Raw genomic sequence first — 18,678 nt, 5'->3', positions numbered from 1 at the left:
GGCGGTTCGTGTGGGTCGTCGACGCCCCGCTGTTCGAGCCCACCGACGACGCCACCGCGTCGGGCGACGTCGCCGTCGGCGGGGGAGCGTGGACCGCGGTGCACCACGCGTTCACCTCGCCCAAGCCCGAGAGCCTCGACTCGCTCGAGGCCGACCCCGGCAGCGCGCTCGCGTACGCCTACGACATCGTCTGCAACGGCAACGAGATCGGCGGCGGGTCCATCCGTATCCACCGCGAGGACGTGCAGCGTCGCGTGTTCGCGATCATGGGGCTGGACGAGGCCGAGGCGCAGGAGAAGTTCGGCTTCCTGCTGGAGGCCTTCTCCTACGGCGCCCCGCCGCACGGCGGGATCGCGTTCGGCTGGGACCGGATCTGCGCGCTGCTGACGGCGTCGGACTCGATCCGCGACGTCATCGCCTTCCCGAAGGCGTCCTCGGGGTGGGACCCGATGACAGGAGCACCTGCGGCCATCTCGCCCGCCCAGCGCAAGGAAGCCGGTGTCGACGCCCGCAAGGCGGACGACACGCGCGCGTAACACCGGCCCCAAGCGTGTCCCAATCGTGACCGCGCCTGTCTCGATTCGTTGCAAGGTGACGTCTATCGTCGCTTGCGGCGCACCGAGACCCGGCTGTGCACGAAAGGGTGGGACGTGTCGATCTCGTCTGCAGGTCTGGAGAACCCGGCCGACTCGCTGGAGCCGGACCCGGCTGCCGACACCGCGCTCGAGAAGGCGGTGGCCGGACGCTCGCCGGTGCAGCAGGCGATGGAGCAGCTCCGTCGCGACAAGGTCGCCGTCGTCTGCGCCGTCGTCATCGTCGTGTTCCTGGTGCTGGCGCTCCTCGCGCCCGTGATCTGCTGGCTGTGGGGCGTCACCTGGAAGACCCCCGCCCCGAACGTCGTGCTCGACAGCACCGACTTCGACGGCCTGCCGATCATCGGCCCGCCGAAGGGTGACTTCACCTGGGCGCACCCGCTCGGCCTGTCGCCGAGCCTGGCGCGCGACAACCTGGCGCTGTGGCTCTACGGCGCGCGCACCTCGATCGGCGTCGCGCTGGTGGCCACGATCGCCAGCACGGTCATCGGCATCGTCGTCGGCCTCGTCGGCGGCTTCGCCCGCGGCTGGCTCGAGACGGTCGTCAACTGGGTGATCAACTTCTTCCTGTCGCTGCCGTTCATCCTGGTGGCGCTGATCCTCGCCCCGATCGTCATCGGCTACTACGGCTCGCAGCCCGGCAAGCTGACGGTGGCGCAGTTCGCCTCGCTGCTGTTCGTGCTGTCGGTGTTCGGCTGGATGCCGCTCGCCCGCCTGATCCGCGGCGAGGTGCTGTCGCTGCGCGAGCGCGAGTTCGTCCAGGCCGCCCGGGTCATCGGGGTCCCCACGCGCACGATCCTGCGACGCGAGCTGCTGCCGAACCTGGTGGCCCCGATCATCGTGTTCTTCTCCCTCAGCATGCCCACGTTCGTCTCGGCCGAGGCCGGCCTGGCGTACCTCGGCATCGGCGTGACCGGCTACCCCTCCTGGGGGCAGACCATCAACGACGCGATGAACGCCAACGCGTTCAACACCTACCCCCTGTACCTCTGGGCGCCGATCCTCGGCGTCCTGGCCCTCGTCGTCGCGTTGAACCTGCTCGGCGACGCCGTGCGTGACGCGTTCGACCCCAAGACTCGTCGCTGACATGCGTCAGGGCGACCGGCATCGACCCATGAAAGGTGGCATTGACTCGATGCGACTCAAGAAGACAGCAACCGCGCTGGCCGCAGCCTCCCTCCTCGCCGTGGCCGCGTGCGGCGGCGGTGGCGGGAGCGACGACCCCAGCGGCCGGGAGACCCTCGGCGAGGGCGGCAACGCCGGCTCGGGCCAGGACGCCGAGGCCTCGGCCCCCGCGGCCGACGTCGAGGGCGCGACCGCGGGCGGAACCGTCACGGTCAACGCCAACGTCGCCCCCGAGACGCTCGACCCGACGCGCTCGTACTACACCGACTCGACGGCGATCATGTCCGACCTGGTCACGCGCTCGTTGACCCAGTACAAGTACGACCCCGACACCAAGCAGATGACGCTGGTCCCCGACCTCGCCACCGACCTCGGTCAGGTCAGCGACGACGGAAAGACCTGGACGTTCACGCTGCGCGAGGGCCTGAAGTACGAGGACGGCACCGCGGTCAAGGCCGAGGACATCGCCTACGCGGTCAAGCGCTCGTTCGCGGTGGAGGAGCTGCCCGACGGCCCGACCTACAACCAGACGTTCTTCCTCGACGGCGACAAGTACAAGGGTCCCTTCAAGGACGGCGACGACTACGCGGGCGTCGAGACCGACGGCAACAAGGTCATCCTGAAGATGCGTCGCCCCTTCGGCGACATGCCGTACTACGCCTCCTTCCCGTCCTTCACTCCAATCCCCGAGGCCAAGGACACCAACCCCGACGCGTACGGCAACAAGCCGCTCGCCACCGGGCCGTACAAGTTCGAGACGTACAACAAGGGCCAGAGCCTGACCCTGGTCAAGAACGACCAGTGGGACCCGGCGACGGACACCACGCGTCACCAGTACGCCGACACGTACCAGTTCAACTTCAGCCAGGACCAGACCAAGATCGACAACGTCGTCCTGGACGACCAGGGCGTCGGCCAGAGCACGATCAACTACACGGAGATCTCGCCGTCGGTCTACGACCGCGCGCGTGAGTCCAAGCGCCTGGCGATCGGCACCCAGCCGTGCACGTTCATGTGGTACCTCGACAACACCAAGATCACCGACGTCAAGGTCCGCGAGGCGCTGGCCTGGGCCTACCCGTACCGCGCCGCGTGGCGCGCCGGTGGCTACATCGAGGGCGTCACCCGTGCGCCGTCCACGTCGATCCTTCCCCCGGGCACCGCGGGTCGCAAGAAGTTCGAGGCCATCGACGGCCAGGACGGTCAGACGACCGACCCGGCCAAGGCCAAGGCGCTGCTCAAGGAGGCCGGCGCCGAGGGCTTCGAGATCAAGTGGCCGTACCAGACCGACGCCCCTGAGTCGGTCAAGGCCAAGGACGTCGTCGCGCAGGCGCTGACCGAGGCCGGCTTCAAGGCCACCCCGGTCGCCACCACCACCGACACCAACCGCGCCGCGCAGTCCGACGCCTCGGCGGACCTCAACGTCCGCACGTCGGGCTGGTGCTCGGACTGGCCCTCGGGTGGCTCGTGGTTCCCCGCGATCCTCGCCGGCGGTCTGGTCGGCCAGGAGGGCATGCCCAACAAGGCCCAGTTCAAGCAGTCCGACGCCGACAAGCAGCAGGACAAGATCCTGGACACGCTGAGCGGCACCGAGGCCAACGACGCCTGGGGCGACTTCGACGAGTTCATCTCGAAGAAGTACCACCCGGTCGTCACCATCGGCTACGGCGGCGTGGCGATCGTCCACGGGTCCAAGGTGGGCGGCGTCGGCATCGACAACGTCCGCGGCATGCCGGTCCTGTCGGACCTGTACATCAAGAAGTGATCCACCGGCGCTAGCCGACTGCATCACCTGTTTCACCTGAGCTGCTGTGGGGGTGGGGTCTCCCCGCCCCCACAGCGACGCCCAGGACCCCCGTCACCCAGGAAGGCCACTCGTGTTCGGATATCTGCTCCGGCGGGTCATCTCCGGCGTCCTCGTCCTGCTCGCGGTCAGCTTCGTGCTGTTCACGATCTTCGCCAAGGGACCCGCGCAGCCGGCGCTCGCGTACTGCTCCAAGGGCGTCTGCACCGCCGAGCAGCTCGACATCATCGAGCGGAACCTCGGGCTCGACGACCCCCTGCTCGTGCAGTACGGCACCTACGTCAAGGGCGTCGTCGCGGGGCGTGACATCCAGTCCGGGTCGCAGACGCTCGAGTGCCACGCGCCCTGCCTGGGCTACTCGTTCAAGAAGTTCGAGATGGTCACGCCGTACCTGTGGTCGCGGTTCCCGGCCACGCTGTCGATCGCGCTGGGCGCGTCGGTCGTCTTCCTCACCGTCGGCGTCGCGGTGGGGGTGATCTCCGCACGCAACCGGGGCAAGCCCCTCGACCGCGGGCTGCAGGGGTTCACCATGCTCGCGACGGCCGTCCCGTACTACCTGGTGGCGCTGCTCGCCTTCCTGTTCCTGGTGAGCAGGTGGGGCCTGTTCCCCGAGACCAAGTACGTCGCGCCGTTCGCCGACAGCCTCGGCGGGTGGTTCAAGGGGATGCTGCTGGCCTGGCTGGTGCTCGGCCTGTTCTACACGACCGCCTACGTCCGCTACTCCCGCGGATCGATGGTCGAGGCCCTGAACGAGGACTACGTGCGCACGGCGCGAGCCAAGGGGCTGACCGACCGGCGGGTCGCGCTCAAGCACGCCCTGAGGGCCGCGCTCGTGCCCATCGTCACGATCTTCGGGCTCGACTTCGCGACGATCCTGGCCGGCACGATCTTCACCGAGCGGATCTTCAACATCCAGGGCATCGGGCTGGAGGCGCTGCAGTCCATCGGCCAGCAGGACCTGCCCGTCATCTCGGCGACCGTGCTGATCGCCGCGGCCTTCGTCGTCATCTCCAACATCGTCGTCGACGTCGCCTACGCGGCCCTCGACCCGAGAGTGCGGCTCTGAAACCATGACCGAGACCACGGACTCCCTGCGCACCCCTGCCTTCCTCGAGGTCGAGGACCTCACGGTGCGCTTCCCCACCCGCGACGGCGTCGTCCAGGCCGTGACCGGCCTGTCGTACTCCGTCGAGCTCGGCAAGACGCTGGGCATCGTCGGCGAGAGCGGCTCGGGCAAGAGCGTGTCGTCGCTGGCCGTGATGGGCCTGCACGACCTCGAGCGCACCGACATCACCGGCTCGATCAAGGTCGACGGCCAGGAGGTCGTCGGGCTCGCCGAGAGCCGCATGCGGCGCCTGCGCGGAAACGCGGTGTCGATGATCTTCCAGGACCCGCTGACGGCCCTGCACCCGTTCTTCACCATCGGCGACCAGATCGTCGAGGGGTACAAGGCGCACCACGACCACGTGTCCAAGAAGGCCGCCCGCGCGAAGGCCGTCGAGATGCTCGAGCGCGTCGGCATCCCGCAGCCGAATCGTCGCGTCGACGACTTCCCGCACCAGTTCTCCGGCGGCATGCGCCAGCGCGCGATGATCGCGATGTCGCTCGTGAACGACCCGCGGCTGATCATCGCCGACGAGCCCACCACCGCGCTCGACGTCACGGTGCAGGCCCAGATCCTGGACCTGCTGCAGGAGCTGCAGCGCGACTTCGGCTCGGCGATCGTCATCATCACGCACGACCTCGGCGTCGTGGCCGAGATGGCCGACGAGGTGCTCGTCATGTACGGCGGGCGCTGCGTCGAGCTCGGCGGGGGCAAGGAGGTGCTGACGCACCCCGAGATGCCCTACACCGCCGGCCTGCTGTCCAGCGTGCCCGACCTGGTGGGCGACCCGCGCGAGCGGCTGCACCCGATCCCCGGCACGCCGCCGAGCCTGCTCAGCCCGCCGCGGGGTTGCGCGTTCAACCCGCGCTGCGGCTACACCCACCTCGTGCCGGGCGACATGTGCACGCGCGAGCTGCCGCCGCTCGAGTCGGGCGGACGCGGCGGCGGCCACCTCAAGCGCTGCCACCTCGAGGACTCCGGAACCGTCCTGTTCGAGCAGGTGCCGGTCTACGCCGAGGGCGAGACCCACGTCGGCGAGCCGGACGGCCCCACGGCCGACGGCGCCGACGACTCCACCACCCCCACCCAGGCGAAGGAGGAGTCCGGTGAGTGAGCCGCTCCTGGAGGTCACCGACCTCGTCAAGCACTTCCCGGTCAAGTCGAGCGGCTTCGTGCGGCGCACGATCGGCCAGGTCCAGGCCATCGACGGCATCTCGTTCTCGATCGACAAGGGCGAGTCGCTCGGTCTCGTCGGCGAGTCGGGCTGCGGCAAGTCCACCACCGGGCGGGTGCTCACCAAGCTCTACGAGCCCACCAGCGGCACGATGAAGTTCGACGGCGTCGACCTCGCGCCGCTGTCGCAGAAGCAGATGCTCCCGCACCGCAAGGACATCCAGCTGATCTTCCAGGACCCCTACTCGTCGTTGAACCCGCGGCACACCGTCGGCTCGATCGTGGCGACGCCATTGCGCACCCACCAGGTCGTGCCCGAGGACAAGACGATGGACCGGGTCAAGGAGCTGCTGGAGGTGGTCGGCCTCAACCCCGAGCACTACAACCGGTACCCCTCGGACTTCTCCGGCGGCCAGCGTCAGCGCATCGGCATCGCCCGGGCCCTGGCCCTGCAGCCCAAGCTGATGATCGCCGACGAGCCCGTCTCGGCGCTCGACGTGTCGATCCAGGCGCAGGTCATCAACCTGCTGCAGGACCTGCAGCGCGAGTTCGGCATCGCGTTCCTGTTCATCGCCCACGACCTGGCGATCGTGCGGCACTTCTGCCCGCGGATCGCGGTGATGTACCTCGGCAAGATCGTCGAGATCGGCGACCGCGACACGATCTACGAGCGCCCGCACCACCCGTACACCCAGGCCCTGCTGTCGGCGGTGCCCGACGTCAAGCAGGCGCAGGTGGGCGGTCGCCGCGACCGGATCCGGCTCACCGGCGACGTCCCGAGCCCGATCAACCCGCCGTCGGGCTGCCGCTTCCGCACCCGCTGCTGGAAGGCCCAGGACATCTGCGCCACCGAGGAGCCCCCGCTCCTGCAGATCGGCCGCGGCCCCTCGGCCGGCACCGGCCACCAGGTCGCCTGCCACTTCGCCGAGCCCAACACCTCGATCGTCGCCCCCGTCTCCGCCTAGCCGCGATCCGTCGATCGGCGCGCATCGATCCGCCGGTGCGCGTCACGGCAACCGGCGGATCGATGCGCGGGGATCGGCGGACGGCGGGATGTCTAGGGTGGGACGGTGAGCGAGACCGGGTCGGCCGACGGGCTGTTCGACATCCCCGCGTCGCCGGTGGCGGCACCGGCGACCGGTGGCGGCAGCCTGTCCGACACCTCGTTCGCGTCGGCACCGCTCGCGGTGCGGATGCGTCCCCGGACGATCGACGAGCTCGTCGGGCAGCAGCACCTGCTGGCCGCGGGCTCGCCGCTGCGACGGATGGTCGCCGGCGACGCCCCCATGACGATCCTGCTCTGGGGCCCTCCGGGCACGGGCAAGACCACGATCGCCTCCCTGGTCAGCCACCAGACCAACCGGCGCTTCGTCGAGGTGTCAGCGGTGTCGGCGGGGGTCAAGGAGGTGCGCGAGACGATCGCGGGCGCGCGCCGCGCGCTGGCCCAGGGCGGCTCGGAGACGGTCCTGTTCGTCGACGAGGTGCACCGCTTCAGCAAGGCCCAGCAGGACGCGCTGCTGCCCGGCGTCGAGAACCGCTGGGTCTCGCTCGTGGCCGCGACCACCGAGAACCCGCACTTCAGCGTCATCTCGCCGCTGCTGTCCCGCTCGCTGCTCCTCACCCTGGAGTCGCTCACCGACGACGACGTCGGCGAGCTGCTCGACCGCGCGATCGCCGACGAGCGCGGCCTGGACGGCGCGGTCACGATCACCGACGACGCCCGCGACCACCTCGTCCGGCTGGCCGGGGGAGACGCGCGTCGCGTGCTGACGTACCTCGAAGCCGCCGCGGGCGCCGCCGCGTCGCGGGAGTCCACCGAGATCGACGTCGAGACCGCGTCGCTCGCCGTCGACCGCGCGGCCGTGCGCTACGACCGCCAGGGCGACCAGCACTACGACGTGACCAGCGCGCTGATCAAGTCCATCCGGGGCTCGGACGTCGACGCGGCCCTGCACTACCTGGCCCGCATGGTCGAGGCGGGGGAGGACCCCAAGTTCATCGCCCGCCGCCTGATGATCCTCGCCAGCGAGGACATCGGCATGGCCGACCCGACCGCCCTGCCCACCGCCGTCGCCGCCGCCCAGGCCGTCGCGATGATCGGGTTCCCCGAGGCGCAGCTGACGCTCGCGCAGGCCGTCGTCGCGCTCGCCCTGGCACCCAAGTCGAACGCGATCACGACGGCCATCGGCGCGGCGCTCGGCGACGTCCGGGCCGGCAAGATCGGCCCCGTGCCGCCGTCCCTGCGCGACGCCCACTACTCCGGCGCGAAGAAGCTCGGGCACGGCCACGACTACCGCTACGCCCACGACGACCCGCGTGGCGTGGCACCGCAGCAGCACGCCCCCGACGTCGTCGCCGACGCCCGCTACTACCAGCCGACGCGACGCGGCGCCGAGGCCGGCTACGCCGACCGGCTGGCCCGGATCCGCGAGGTGCTGGACGAGCGCTGACGTCGCCGCGGCGCCGCCAACCGTCGTGACCGGCACCTGCACCCGCGGGTAGGGTCGTGCCCATGCAGGGCCAGGAGGTGTGGACGGTCGTGGCCGCGGTGCTCGCCGTGGCCGCGCTCCTCGGTGCCGCCGTGCTCGCGCGTCGCATGTCGCGCATGGCCCACGAGCTGCAGCGGCTGCGCGAGGCCACGCCCGCGCCGGCTCGCGTGAAGCCCCCCGAGCCCGTGGTCGACCAGACGCCCGACGACGAGCCGCTGCACGTCGTCACCAGCCTGCCCGAGCGGCGTCCCGACGCCGCGCCGCAGCCCGTCGACCATCAGCCCGTCGACGACCTCCCGGTCGAGGACCAGGTGGTGGTCACCACCCGCGACGGGCGCACCGTGGTGCTTCCCACCCACGCCGAGGTCGTCGACGCCACGATGGGACGCCCCCTGGTGCGCACCGCCGTGGTCGGCGCCGGGGTCTGGCACGCGCTGCGCCCCGAGAGCCGCGACCGCATCCGCGGCATCGTCCGACGAGAGTTCCGCCGCCGCAAGCGCCTGCGCCAGGCGGCCGGACGTCGCGCCGCCCGCACCGCCCCCGTCGACCTCGCGACCTCGCAGGCCTGGCTGGGCTCGGGCACGCCCCGGACCGACGAGGCCGAGCGGTGAGGGCCCGGGTGGCCTGGTTCGTCGCCGGCACCACGGCCGGCATCTACACGACCGTCAAGGCCCGCAGGATCGCCTACCGGCTGACGCCCTCGGGCATCAGCGACCAGGCCGGTGCCCTCGGCGAGGGCCTCAAGGCCTTCGGGCACGAGGTCCGAGCCGGGATGGCCGAGCGCGAAGCGCAGATCGCGGACGAGCTCGGCCTGACAGCACCCGCCCTCGAACAGACCCCCCGGCAGGGCGAGACGCCCGCCGGAACCGAAGACAAGGACCGTCCCTGATGGACACCGCGGAGATCCGCCGTCGATTCCTCCAGCACTTCGAGGACGCCGGCCACCAGGTCGTGCCCTCGGCCTCGCTCATCGCCCACGACCCGACGCTGCTGTTCGTCGCCGCCGGGATGGTGCCGTTCAAGCCGTACTTCCTCGGCGACGAGCAGCCCCCGGGGCCGCGCGCGACGAGCGTGCAGAAGTGCGTCCGCACCCCCGACATCGAGGACGTCGGCCGCACCACGCGGCACGGCACGTTCTTCGAGATGTGCGGCAACTTCTCGTTCGGCGACTACTTCAAGCAGGGCGCCATCGAGCTCGCCTGGGACCTGGTCACCAAGCCGCTGGCCGACGGTGGCTGGGGCCTGGAGGAGAGCAGGCTGTACCCGAGCGTGTACGAGGACGACGCCGAGGCGGTCGAGCTCTGGCGCAAGGTCACCGGCCTGCCCGACGACCGCGTCATCCGCCTGGGCAAGTCCGAGAACTACTGGTCGATGGGCGTGCCGGGCCCCGGCGGCCCGTGCTCGGAGATCCTCTACGACCGCGGGCCGGCGTACGGCGCCGACGGCGACTTCGGCGCCGAGGACCGCTACCTGGAGCTGTGGAACCTGGTGTTCATGCAGGACGAGCTCAGCGCGGTGCGCAGCAAGTCCGACTTCGACATCTCCGGCTCGTTGCCGAAGAAGAACATCGACACCGGCATGGGCCTGGAGCGGGTCGCCTTCCTGCTCCAGGGCAAGGACAACATGTACGAGATCGACGTCATGTACCCCGTGATCGAGAAGGCCGAGGAGCTCACCGGCAAGCGCTACGGCGCCGACCCCGAGGACGACGTGCGCCTGCGCGTCGTGGCCGACCACGTCCGCAGCTCGCTGATGCTGATCGGCGACGGCGTCACCCCGGGCAACGAGGGCCGCGGCTACGTCCTGCGCCGGCTGCTGCGTCGCGCGGTGCGCTCGATGCGGCTGCTCGGCGTCGAGGACCCGACGCTGCCCGAGCTGCTGCCGGTGTCCAAGGACAAGATGGCCGAGACGTACACCTCCCTGGAGACCGACTTCGCGCGGATCGAGCGCGTCGCGTACGGCGAGGAGGAGGCGTTCCGCGACACCCTCGCCAAGGGCACCCAGATCTTCGACGTCGCGGTGGGCCGCGTCCGCGAGTCCGGGCGCACCTCGCTCGGCGGCGACGAGGCGTTCGAGCTGCACGACACGTTCGGCTTCCCGATCGACCTCACGCTCGAGATGGCCTCGGAGCAGGGGCTCGCCGTCGACGAGGCGGGCTTCCGGGCGCTGATGACCCAGCAGCGCGACCGCGCCCGCGAGGACGCCCGCGCCAAGAAGGGACAGCAGGCCGACGTCAAGGTCTACGGACGTGCGCTCGAGCAGCACGGCGACACCGACTGGCGCGCCTACACCGACCTGGTCACCGAGTCGGGCGTCCAGGAGCTCATCAGCGCCGGCGGCACCGCCGAGGAGGCGACGCCCGGCACCGTCGTCGAGGTGGTGCTCGACCGCAGCCCGTTCTACGCCGAGTCCGGCGGCCAGAGCGCCGACGCGGGCACCCTGACGTGGGACGGCGGCACCGCCGAGGTCCTCGACGTCCAGCGCCCCGTGGGCGGTCTCGTCGTGCACCAGGTGCGCGTGCTCGACGGCACCCTGCGCCCCGGCGCGACGCTCGAGGCGCGCGTCGACCAGCAGTACCGGCTCGGCGCGTGCCAGGCGCACACCGCGACGCACGTCATCGGGGCCGCCCTGCGCGAGAACCTCGGCCCGTCGGCGCAGCAGAGCGGCTCGTTCAACCGTCCGGGATTCCTGCGGCTCGACTTCGGCTGGAGCTCCGGCCTCGACGCCGAGCAGCTGGCCGCCCTGGAGCAGGAGGCCAACCACGTGCTGCGCCAGGACATCCCGGTCACCTCGCGGGTGATGCCCAAGGAGGAGGCGCTCGCGATGGGCGCCCAGGCGCTGTTCGGCGAGAAGTACCCCGAGATCGTGCGCGTCGTCGAGATCGACGGGGCGTGGTCGCGCGAGCTGTGCGGCGGCACCCACGTCGAGAGCACGGCCCAGATCGGCACCATGGTGCTCACGAGCGAGGGCTCGGTGAGCGCGGGCAACCGCCGCGTCGAGATGGTCACGGGCTACGAGGGATTCGGCTACCTGTCCCGCGAGCGCGACCTCGTCGCCCAGCTCGCCGACATGCTCAAGACCCAGCACGAGGACGTGCCGGCACGCGTCCGCGACCTGCTCGACCGCCTGCGGGTGGCCGAGAAGGAGGTCGAGCGGATCAAGGCCGCCCAGCTGCTCGCGTCCGGTGCCTCGCTCGTGGCGTCGGCCCACGACGTCGGCGGCGTGACGTTCCTCGGCCACCACGCCGAGGGCGTGGGCGGCGGCGACGTCCGCACGCTCGCGCTCGACCTGCGGGGACGCCTCGGCAACGAGCGTCCGGCGGTCGTGACGGTCGTGGGCACCCAGGACGGCAAGGCGGCGTGCGTCGTCGCCGTCAACGCGGCGGGCCAGGCGGCCGGCGTCTCAGCGGGCGATCTCGTCCGCACCGCGCTGGAGCCGCTCGGTGGTCGCGGCGGCGGCAAGGCCGACGTCGCGCAGGGCGGCGGTGCCGACAACGGCGCGGTGCCCCAGGCGCTCGCGGCCGTGGAGCAGGCGCTGGCGGCGCGGTCCTGACGTGCGGCCCGGGACCCGGATCGGCGTCGACGTCGGGGACGTCCGCATCGGGGTGGCGAGGAGCGACCCGAGTGGTCTCATCGCCACCCCGGTGGAGACCGTCGCCGCAGGCGACGGCGCCATCGCGCGCCTCGTCGTCATCGCCCACGAGCACGAGGCGAGCGAGGTGGTCGTCGGCCTGCCGCGGTCACTGTCGGGGAAGCTCGGGCCCGCGGCACGTAGAGTGCGGTCCTATGCCGAGCAGATCGCCCGCGCCGTGGCGCCCGTACCCGTGCGCCTCGTCGACGAGAGGCTCTCGACGGTGAGCGCCGAGAACCAGCTGCGATCGCAAGGACGCAAGGGGGCGCGGCGGCGAGCCGTCGTGGACCAGGTGGCGGCAGTAGTGATCCTGCAGCACGCCCTCGACACCGAGCGCGCCAGTGGGCGCGCACCCGGGGAGACACTGGACGTGATCGCGTGAGCGGCATCGGACTCGACCTGAACGACGAGGGCGACGGACGACGCGGCGGCGGTGGCCGTCGCGCCGCGCCCCGGAAGAGGAAGCCGTGGGGCTGCGCGTTCGTCGTGGTCGTGGTGGCGGCGCTGCTCGTCGGCGCGTACGTCGGCGTCTCCAAGGGCGCCGGCGCCGTCAGTGGGTGGATCAACGGCCCCGAGGACTACAGCGGGCAGGGCACCGGTGAGGTGCAGGTCGAGGTCAAGCAGGGCGACACCGCCGCGGCCATCGGCCGGACGCTCAAGTCCAAGGGCGTGGTCGCCAGCGTCGACGCCTTCATCGAGCTCGCCAACACCGACGAGCGCGCCCAGGCGATCCAGCCGGGCACCTACCAGCTGCGCGAGAAGATGTCGTCCAAGTGGGCGCTCGACGAGCTCTCCGACACCGCGAACCTGCTGCAGACCTCCGTCGCGATCCCCGAGGGCTTCCGCGTCGGGCAGATCGTCGAGCGGATCGCGGCGAACACCGACATCACCGAGGAGGCGCTGACCGCCGCCCTCGACGACCCCGACTCGATCGGCCTGCCCGCGGTGGCCCGCGACAACCCCGAGGGCTACCTGTTCCCGGCGACCTACGAGGTCAAGCCCGACACCACCGCCACCGAGCTGCTGTCGCAGATGGTGGCCAAGACCGTCGAGGTGGAGCAGTCGCTCGACATCGACGCCCGCGCCAAGGCGCTGGGCATCACCACCGAGCAGGCGCTCACGGTGGCGAGCATCATCGAGTACGAGGCCAAGCGCGACGAGGACCTCCCCAAGGTCGCCCGCGTCATCTACAACCGCCTCGACGAGGGTCAGGCGCTGCAGATGGACTCCACGATCACCTACGTCAGCCAGCGCAAGGGCGACGTGTGGACGACCGAGGCCGAGCGCAACGTCGACTCGAAGTACAACACCTACCGCAACACCGGCCTGCCTCCCGGACCGATCGGCTCGCCCGGCGAGCGCACCATCGAGGCCGCACTGAACCCGGCCGAGGGCGACTGGCTGTACTTCATGCCGCAGAACCTGGAGACCGGCGACACGGTGTTCACCGCGAGCTACGCCGAGCACCTGAAGAACGTGGAGAAGTTCCGCGCGTACTGCCGCAAGTCCGACCTGTGCTGAGCCCTCGCGCCGCTGACGTGCGGTGCGGGGTGCTCGGCCGCCCGGTGGCGCACTCGCTGTCGCCGGCCATGCACCGCGCCGCCTACGCGCGCCTCGGGCTCGACGGCTGGACGTACGACGCGCACGAGGTCGCCGAGGCCGACCTGGAGGCGTTCCTCGACGGGCTCGACGACTCGTGGCGCGGGCTGTCCCTCACCATGCCGCTCAAGCGCGCGGTGCTCGGGATGCTCGACGACGTGTCGCCGCTCGCGGCCGAGGTCGGGGCGGCCAACACCGTCGTGCTGACCGACGGTCGGCGCGTCGGCGACAACACCGACGTCCCGGGCGTCACGGCCGCCATGGCCGAGCGCGGTGTCGGCGGCGTGCGGACGGCGCGCCTGCTCGGCGGCGGGGCCACGGCGGCGTCCGTCCTCGCCGCCCTGGCGGCAGGCGGCCTGGAGCGCGCCGAGGTGGTGGTCCGCGACGTCACCCGAGCGGCCGAGGTCGTCGCGCTGGGCACGCGGCTCGGCGTCGACGTCGACGTGCTCGACCTCGCCCACGAGCACACCGGCGTCGTCGACCTGCTGGTCTCGACGGTGCCCGGCGCGTCCGTCGCCGACCGTGCGCCGACCCACGTGTCGCGCGCGGGCGCCGTCTTCGATGTCCTCTACGACCCCTGGCCCACCCCGGTCGCCTCCGCCGCCGAGGCCGCCGGCGTCCCCGTCGTCACCGGCCTCGACCTCCTCGCGCACCAGGCCGTCCTCCAGGTGGGCCTGATGACCGGGCGTGAGGTGTCCGCCGACGCCCTCCGCGTCGCCGCGCTCGAGGAGCTGGGGTCGCGCTGACGGTGGCGCTCGGTGGCCGCTGCTGCCCCGGCTTCTCGCGCGGGCGGATCGCCGGCTGCTTGCGGCTCGGGAAGGGCGCACCTAGGGGCGGCGCGGCCGGTGGTCGGCGGTCGGGTGCGGGCTGGTTGCAGCCCGGCGTCTCGGCTTGTGAGACGGATCGGTCGCACAGGCCCACGGACGTCGGCCCGCACCCGACCGACCATCGGACCGCGTGCCCGCCTTCGCTGCGCCTTTCCGCCGGCCGCCAGAAGCGGACGGTCCTCCGCGACCGCCGCCGAAGCAGCAGGGGCCCCTCAGCCCAGAGAACGCCGCATCGTCACGTGAGGGATCCCGTCCTCCAGGAACTCCTCGGACGCCGCGGCGTACCCGAATCGCGCGTACCAGTGCTGCAGGTGGGCCTGGGCGTCGAGGACGGTGGGGGATTCACCGGTGACGGCGTGCGCGGCCTCCATCAGGCGGGCGGCGAGGCCCGAGCCGCGGGCGGACGCGGCGACGCACACGCGGCCGATGCGCGAGCCGCCGTCGGGATCGGTGAGCACCCGCAGCGTCCCGACGACGTCGTCGCCGTCGGTGGCGACGACGTGGAGGGCGCCGGGCTCGAGGTCGCGCCCGTCGAGCTCGGGGTAGGGGCACTCCTGCTCGACGACGAAGACGTCGACGCGCAGCCGCAGCACCGCGTAGGCCGTGCGGGGTGGGAGGTCGTCCCACGCGAGGGTGTGGATGACGGTCATGGTGGCCGATCCTCGCACTAGGCTCGGCGGGTGTCCTGGGCCCACCTCGTCGTCGCGTTCGTCATGGCCGTGGTGGGAGGAGCCGGCGGCTGGCTCGCGCCGCGCGTGCTGGCGCGGCTGCCCGAGCCGCCACCGGACGACGAGGACGCCCCGCCGTCCGCCGGCGAGGTCGTCGACGAGTCGGTCGCCGGCGTCGAGCCCGTCGCGGACGACCCGGCCCCACCGGTGCCCGCGAAGGTGCCGTACGCCGAGCTGGCCGCCCGGCCCGGCCTCGGGGTGCGGCTCGGCGTCGTCGCCGCGGTCGCGTCCGGGACGATCGGGCTGGTGCTGGGGCCGGACCCGTCGCTGCCCGCCTGGGCGTACCTGAGCGTGCTCGGCGTGCTGCTGTCGTACGTCGACTGGACCACCCGGCTGCTGCCGTTCCGGCTCGTCGCGCCGTCGTACCCCGTGATGGCGCTGCTGCTGGCAGGGGCGGCGCTGGTGTCGGGGGAGTGGTCGGCGCTGCTGCGGGCGGGGCTGGCGTGGGTGGCGGTGTTCGCGGTGTTCCTGCTGATGTGGCTGGTCTACCGCCGCGGCATCGGCTACGGCGACGTCCGCCTGTCCGGCATCCTCGGCATGAGCCTCGGCTGGCTCGGGTGGCACGAGGTGGTCGTCGGCCTGTACGCCGCGTTCCTGGTGGGCGCCGTCGTGGGCGGGCTGCTGTCGGTGGCCAAGGTGGTCGACCGCAAGGGCTACGCCTTCGGCCCGTTCCTGCTGCTCGGCACCTGGATCGGCGTCGTCGCCACGCCGGCCATCGGCGGTGCCGTCGGCTGGTCCTGAGCCCGCACGCACGCCGTGACATGCTTGCGCCATGCTCCGATGGTTGACCGCAGGTGAGTCCCACGGCCCCGCGCTCGTGGCCGTGCTCGAAGGACTCCCGGCCGGCGTGCAGGTCTCCAGCAAGCAGGTGCAGGAGGCACTCGCGCGTCGTCGCCTCGGCTACGGCCGCGGCGCCCGGATGAAGTTCGAGGCCGACGAGCTCGAGGTGATCGGCGGCATCCGCCACGGCTCGACGCTCGGCAGCCCCGTCGCGATGCGCATCGGCAACAGCGAGTGGCCCAAGTGGGACCAGGTGATGTCGGCCGACCCCGTCGACCCCGAGGTCCTCGCGGCGCTCGCCCGCAACGCCCCGCTCACCCGTCCGCGGCCCGGCCACGCCGACCTCGCGGGCATGCAGAAGTACGGCTTCGAGGAGGCGCGCCCCGTCCTCGAGCGGGCCAGCGCCCGCGAGACCGCGGCACGCGTCGCGCTCGGCGCCGTCGCCACCGCGTTCCTCGACCAGGCGCTCGACGTCACGGTGCTGAGCCACGTCGTCGAGCTCGGCACCGTGCGTGCGCCGGCCGGCTCGGTGCCCGAGGCCGGCGACGTCGAGGCGCTCGACGCCGACCCCGTGCGCTGCCACGACCCCGCGACCAGCGCCGCGATGGTCGCCGAGATCGACCAGGCCCACAAGGACGGCGACACCCTCGGCGGCGTCGTCGAGGTCGTCGTCCGCGGCCTCCCGCCGGGCCTGGGCAGCCACGCCCACTGGGACCGCCGGCTCGACGCACGCCTGGCCGCCGCGCTGATGGGCATCCAGGCCATCAAGGGCGTCGAGGTCGGCGACGGCTTCGAGCTCGCCCGCACCCGCGGGTCGCTCGCCCACGACGAGATCGTCACCGACGACGGCCGGCTGCGCCGCACGTCCGGCCGCTCGGGCGGCACCGAGGGCGGGATGAGCACCGGCGAGGTGCTGCGCGTCCGCGCCGCGATGAAGCCCATCGCCACGGTGCCGCGGGCGCTCCGCACGGTCGACGTCGCCACCGGGGAGCAGACCAAGGCGCACCACCAGCGCTCCGACGTGTGCGCGGTGCCCGCCGCCGGCATCGTCGCCGAGGCGATGGTCGCGCTGGTCCTCGCCGACGTGGTGCTCGAGAAGTTCGGCGGCGACTCGGTGCCCGAGACCCGCCGCAACGTGACCGGGTACCTCGACTCGCTCGCCGTCCGCTGATGGCGCCCCGCGTCGTCCTCGTCGGGCCCCCGGGGTCCGGCAAGACCACCGTGGCCGCGCTGCTGGCGGCCCACTGGGGCGATCCGATGCGCGACACCGACGCCGACGTCGTCGCCGCCCAGGGCGCGGAGATCGCCGACATCTTCGTCGACCGCGGCGAGCCCGCGTTCCGCGAGCTGGAGTCCGCCGCCGTCGCGCTCGCCCTCGACGAGCACGAGGGCGTGCTCGCGCTGGGCGGGGGAGCGGTGCTCGACCCCACGACGCGCGAGCTGCTCGCAGCGCACACCGTCGTGCTGCTCGACGTCGGCGTGGCCGCGGCCGTCAGGCGCGTGGGCCTCGACTCGGCCCGCCCGCTGTTGCTCGGCAACGTACGCTCGCAGATGAGGACCCTGCTCGAGGCGCGGCGTCCGCACTACCTCGCCGTCGCCACGCACGTGGTCCCGACCGACGACCTCGCCCCCGAGGACGTCGCGACCCGGGTCGTCGCCCTGGTCGAGGCCACGGACACCGACAGACGGGTCACCTGATGAACGCCACGACGACCGACCCCGAGCGGGTCCGCGTCGCCTCCGCCGCGCCGTACGACGTCGTCGTCGGCCGCGGCGTGCTCGGAGAGCTGCCCGAGCTGATCGGCGAGGACGCGCGCCGCGTCGCCGTCGTCCACCCCTCGGCCCTGTCCGGCGCCGGGGCGCACCTGCGCGACCGGCTCGCCGCGCAGGGGTACGAGGCGCACGCGGTCGAGGTGCCCGACGGCGAGTCGGCCAAGACCGCCGAGGTCGCGTCCTTCGCCTGGGGCGTCCTGGGGGAGCAGGGGTTCACGCGCTCGGACGTCGTCGTCGGCGTCGGCGGCGGCTCCACGACCGACCTCGCCGGCTTCGTCGCGGCCACCTGGCTCCGCGGCGTCCGTCTGGTGACGGTGCCCACGACGGTGCTGGGCATGGTCGACGCCGCCGTGGGCGGCAAGACCGGGGTCAACACCGCGGCCGGCAAGAACCTGGTCGGGGCGTTCCACGAGCCCGCCGGCGTGCTGTGCGACCTCGACACCCTCGGCTCGCTGGCCGACAACGAGGTGCGCAGCGGGCTCGCCGAGGTGGTCAAGTGCGGCTTCATCGCCGACCCCGCGATCCTCGACCTCGTCGAGTCCGACCCCGAGGCGGCGGTCGACGTCCGCAGCGACGTCGTGCGCGAGCTCGTCGTCCGCGGCATCCGGGTCAAGGCCGAGGTGGTCGCCGGCGACCTGCGCGAGACGGGCGCCTCTGGCGGCGTCGGCCGCGAGGCGCTGAACTACGGCCACACCCTCGGCCACGCCGTCGAGCGCGTCGAGCACTACGGCTTCCGTCACGGCGCGGCCGTCGCGATCGGCATGTGCTTCGCCGCCCAGCTGGCCCGCCTCGCCGGACGCATCGACCACGACCTCGCCGACCGGCACCGCCGGATCCTCGACCTCCTCGGCCTCCCCACGAGCTACCGCCCCGGTCAGTGGAACGAGCTGCACGACGCCATGCGCGTCGACAAGAAGACCCGGGGTGACCAGCTGCGCTTCGTCGTCCTCGACGCCCTCGCCCAGCCCGCGATCCTCCCCGGCCCCGACCCGGCCCTCCTCACCGCCGCCTACGCCGAGATCTCCTCCTAGCCCTCACGCGGTGGCCCACCC

Annotated in this window: 18 protein-coding genes; 17 read left to right on the top strand and 1 reads right to left on the bottom strand. The window is 72.3% G+C overall.

The annotated features are described in order from the left end of the window. From ACI6PP_RS03665 to ACI6PP_RS03605, 13 genes are all read left to right on the top strand, one after another. Positions 1-536 (top strand): amino acid--tRNA ligase-related protein (locus ACI6PP_RS03665; RefSeq protein ID WP_421109185.1); only part of this gene is annotated, 536 nt, incomplete at its 5' end. A gap of 114 nt (positions 537-650) precedes the next feature. Continuing rightward, positions 651-1,679 carry an ABC transporter permease gene (locus ACI6PP_RS03660; RefSeq protein ID WP_421109184.1) on the top strand — a complete coding sequence of 343 codons (1,029 nt, stop codon included), beginning with the start codon at positions 651-653 and terminating at the stop codon, positions 1,677-1,679. A 49-nt stretch (positions 1,680-1,728) separates the two neighbouring features. Beyond that, entirely contained in the window at positions 1,729-3,483 is a 1,755-nt protein-coding gene (locus ACI6PP_RS03655) for an ABC transporter substrate-binding protein (RefSeq protein ID WP_421109182.1), read from the top strand. A gap of 112 nt (positions 3,484-3,595) precedes the next feature. Next, on the top strand, positions 3,596-4,588 hold the full coding sequence (locus ACI6PP_RS03650; RefSeq protein WP_421109181.1) for an ABC transporter permease: 993 nt from the start codon (positions 3,596-3,598) through the stop codon (positions 4,586-4,588). 4 nt (positions 4,589-4,592) lie between these two features. Then, a complete protein-coding gene (locus ACI6PP_RS03645; protein ID WP_421109180.1) occupies positions 4,593-5,741 on the top strand; it encodes an ABC transporter ATP-binding protein in 1,149 nt (382 codons plus the stop codon). Further along, positions 5,734-6,765 carry an ABC transporter ATP-binding protein gene (locus tag ACI6PP_RS03640; protein WP_421109178.1) on the top strand — a complete coding sequence of 344 codons (1,032 nt, stop codon included), beginning with the start codon at positions 5,734-5,736 and terminating at the stop codon, positions 6,763-6,765. Before ACI6PP_RS03645 ends, ACI6PP_RS03640 begins: the two co-directional genes overlap by 8 nt. 105 nt (positions 6,766-6,870) lie before the next feature. Further along, positions 6,871-8,250 carry a replication-associated recombination protein A gene (locus tag ACI6PP_RS03635; RefSeq protein ID WP_421109176.1) on the top strand — a complete coding sequence of 460 codons (1,380 nt, stop codon included), beginning with the start codon at positions 6,871-6,873 and terminating at the stop codon, positions 8,248-8,250. Between the two features lie 62 nt (positions 8,251-8,312). Continuing rightward, entirely contained in the window at positions 8,313-8,900 is a 588-nt protein-coding gene (locus tag ACI6PP_RS03630; RefSeq protein ID WP_421109174.1) for a hypothetical protein, read from the top strand. After that, positions 8,897-9,178 (top strand): DUF6167 family protein, encoded by a 282-nt coding sequence (locus ACI6PP_RS03625; protein ID WP_421109172.1) that lies wholly within the window; start codon positions 8,897-8,899, stop codon positions 9,176-9,178. Before ACI6PP_RS03630 ends, ACI6PP_RS03625 begins: the two co-directional genes overlap by 4 nt. Then, positions 9,178-11,841 (top strand): alanine--tRNA ligase, encoded by a 2,664-nt coding sequence (gene alaS, locus ACI6PP_RS03620; RefSeq protein ID WP_421109170.1) that lies wholly within the window; start codon positions 9,178-9,180, stop codon positions 11,839-11,841. The genes ACI6PP_RS03625 and alaS overlap by 1 nt, the downstream gene beginning before the upstream one ends. Before the next feature lies 1 nt (position 11,842). Further along, positions 11,843-12,301 (top strand): Holliday junction resolvase RuvX, encoded by a 459-nt coding sequence (ruvX, locus tag ACI6PP_RS03615; protein ID WP_421109168.1) that lies wholly within the window; start codon positions 11,843-11,845, stop codon positions 12,299-12,301. Further along, positions 12,298-13,440: an endolytic transglycosylase MltG gene (gene mltG / locus ACI6PP_RS03610; protein WP_421109166.1), complete on the top strand. Its 1,143-nt coding sequence runs from the start codon at positions 12,298-12,300 to the stop codon at positions 13,438-13,440. The genes ruvX and mltG overlap by 4 nt, the downstream gene beginning before the upstream one ends. 17 nt (positions 13,441-13,457) lie before the next feature. Beyond that, positions 13,458-14,264, top strand: a complete 807-nt coding sequence (locus ACI6PP_RS03605; RefSeq protein ID WP_421109198.1) for a shikimate dehydrogenase — start codon at positions 13,458-13,460, stop codon at positions 14,262-14,264. 293 nt (positions 14,265-14,557) lie between these two features. On the opposite strand, the gene ACI6PP_RS03600 is transcribed toward ACI6PP_RS03605, so the two are convergent. Continuing rightward, complete coding sequence (locus ACI6PP_RS03600) at positions 14,558-14,995, bottom strand: GNAT family N-acetyltransferase (RefSeq protein WP_421109164.1); 438 nt, start codon at positions 14,993-14,995, stop codon at positions 14,558-14,560. A 30-nt stretch (positions 14,996-15,025) separates the two neighbouring features. Here ACI6PP_RS03600 and ACI6PP_RS03595 point away from each other — a divergent pair, with 30 nt between their 5' ends. The 4 genes from ACI6PP_RS03595 to aroB are packed head-to-tail and all read left to right on the top strand — an operon-like array spanning position 15,026 to position 18,657. After that, positions 15,026-15,814, top strand: a complete 789-nt coding sequence (locus ACI6PP_RS03595) for a prepilin peptidase (RefSeq protein WP_421109162.1) — start codon at positions 15,026-15,028, stop codon at positions 15,812-15,814. 31 nt (positions 15,815-15,845) lie between these two features. After that, a complete protein-coding gene (aroC, locus tag ACI6PP_RS03590) occupies positions 15,846-17,024 on the top strand; it encodes a chorismate synthase (protein WP_421109161.1) in 1,179 nt (392 codons plus the stop codon). Next, complete coding sequence (locus ACI6PP_RS03585) at positions 17,024-17,551, top strand: shikimate kinase (protein ID WP_421109159.1); 528 nt, start codon at positions 17,024-17,026, stop codon at positions 17,549-17,551. Before aroC ends, ACI6PP_RS03585 begins: the two co-directional genes overlap by 1 nt. Continuing rightward, complete coding sequence (gene aroB, locus ACI6PP_RS03580; RefSeq protein WP_421109158.1) at positions 17,551-18,657, top strand: 3-dehydroquinate synthase; 1,107 nt, start codon at positions 17,551-17,553, stop codon at positions 18,655-18,657. Before ACI6PP_RS03585 ends, aroB begins: the two co-directional genes overlap by 1 nt. Positions 18,658-18,678 lie beyond the last annotated feature (21 nt).

The sequence above is a fragment of the Solicola agrisoli genome, from assembly GCF_049059935.1.
Classification (GTDB): Bacteria; Actinomycetota; Actinomycetes; order Propionibacteriales; family Nocardioidaceae; genus JAURVT01.
Note: the sequence above shows the minus strand (reverse complement) of the source record. Positions and strands in the feature narration are given on the sequence as shown.